Annotated in this window: 2 protein-coding genes; both read right to left on the minus strand. The window is 56.2% G+C overall.

What is annotated here, in order from left to right; genetic code table 11:
• Positions 1-404: 404 nt before the first annotated feature.
• Positions 405-1,016 carry an OmpW/AlkL family protein gene (locus tag UUA_RS18180; RefSeq protein WP_039954534.1) on the minus strand — a complete coding sequence of 204 codons (612 nt, stop codon included), beginning with the start codon at positions 1,014-1,016 and terminating at the stop codon, positions 405-407.
• A 41-nt stretch (positions 1,017-1,057) separates the two neighbouring features.
• On the minus strand, positions 1,058-1,249 hold a 192-nt coding region (locus UUA_RS20140), incomplete at its 5' end, for a hypothetical protein (protein ID WP_238533060.1).

Below are 1,249 nucleotides of genomic sequence, written 5' to 3' on the forward strand. Positions count from 1 at the left end.
GAAAGCATTAGACCAGTACAGGGTGGGGCGGTTTGAGCTGACAGTGGTCGGCTGGTTGAGGGGCGATGCTGTGGGTATGAATTAAAGAATTAAAGGGGACGTGGCTAATTATATGTCTTCCCCGATTGCTTGCCCGCTGTGGCCGCCCATGCGGGCGGCAGGCGGCGGGGTGCCCGAGGGTGGTTTCCACCATGCGATGGAAGCGCTCGTCACCAAGTGCGTTCCTGGCTGGCGTACGCACGCAGACGCCGCAGGTCATCGGGCGCGATGCCTGTATCCAGCCATTGCTGGCAGGTGTGGGCGCGTTCGTTTGGGTCACTTCCCATCGCGGGGTGGAGCGGGTGGGATGTAAAGCCGCCGATCCCTCGGCGGCCTTGACGGCTGTTTGTTGCAATAAGCCGCTATCAGAAACGATAGCCGACACCCACGCCGATCAGCAGCGGATCAACCTTGATCGCGCTGACCTTCGCCCCGCTCACCCTCACATCGCTGCGAATCCGGACTTTTTTCACATCCAGGTTGAGCGACCAGTTCTTGTCGATCTTGAAGTCCACGCCAGCTTGCAGCGCGAGGCCGAAGCTGTGGTGATCGAGCGATCCCGCGCCGTTGAGCAGGTTGACGCTGGAAATATTGGTGTAATTGACGCCCGCACCAAGGTAAGGACTCACCTGGGCGGCAGGCATGAAGTGATATTGCAGCGTGAGCGTCGGGGGCAGATGTTTGAAGGTGCCGATCTTGGCGCCGGAAAGGTAGACATCATGCTTCTGCGGATAAGTCAGGATCAGTTCGGCCGCGATGTTCGGCGAAAAGAAATAGGAAATATCGACTTCCGGAATGGTCTTGCTGCTGACCGTGATGGCATCGGCCGGAAGCGTGAGCGGCCCGCCTGCGTCGGATTTGTTCGCCGGGTCGATGTGCACCGCACGAGTGCGGATTTGCCACGGGCTTTGCTGTGCGAAGGCGTGGGATGCGAGGCCAAGTGCTGCAAGGGCAAGAATGACTGCTGACTTCTTCATTGCGTTTACCTTTTTGGTTGGGCATGAAACTGAAAGGCAATTTATCCCGCAATGCAGCAAAATTGTTGATCCAGATCAATCAGTAGCCATATCATTAATTGATCCAGATCAACTAATAACCATGTCATTAGCATGGTTTTATGTTCGCTCAATGGCGATTTTGGACGTTTGTGATATATACCCGCCGCGCATTGCCTCGCCCCGCTCACCATTAAGGAACGTCTGAACAAGTC

Source organism: Rhodanobacter thiooxydans LCS2, assembly GCF_000264375.1.
GTDB lineage: Bacteria > Pseudomonadota > Gammaproteobacteria > Xanthomonadales > Rhodanobacteraceae > Rhodanobacter > Rhodanobacter thiooxydans.

Bases quoted from the DNA above. Each gene is read 5' to 3' on its own strand.
- UUA_RS18180 (WP_039954534.1), bottom strand. From the start codon at position 1,016: ATGAAGAAGTCAGCAGTCATTCTTGCCCTTGCAGCACTTGGCCTCGCA.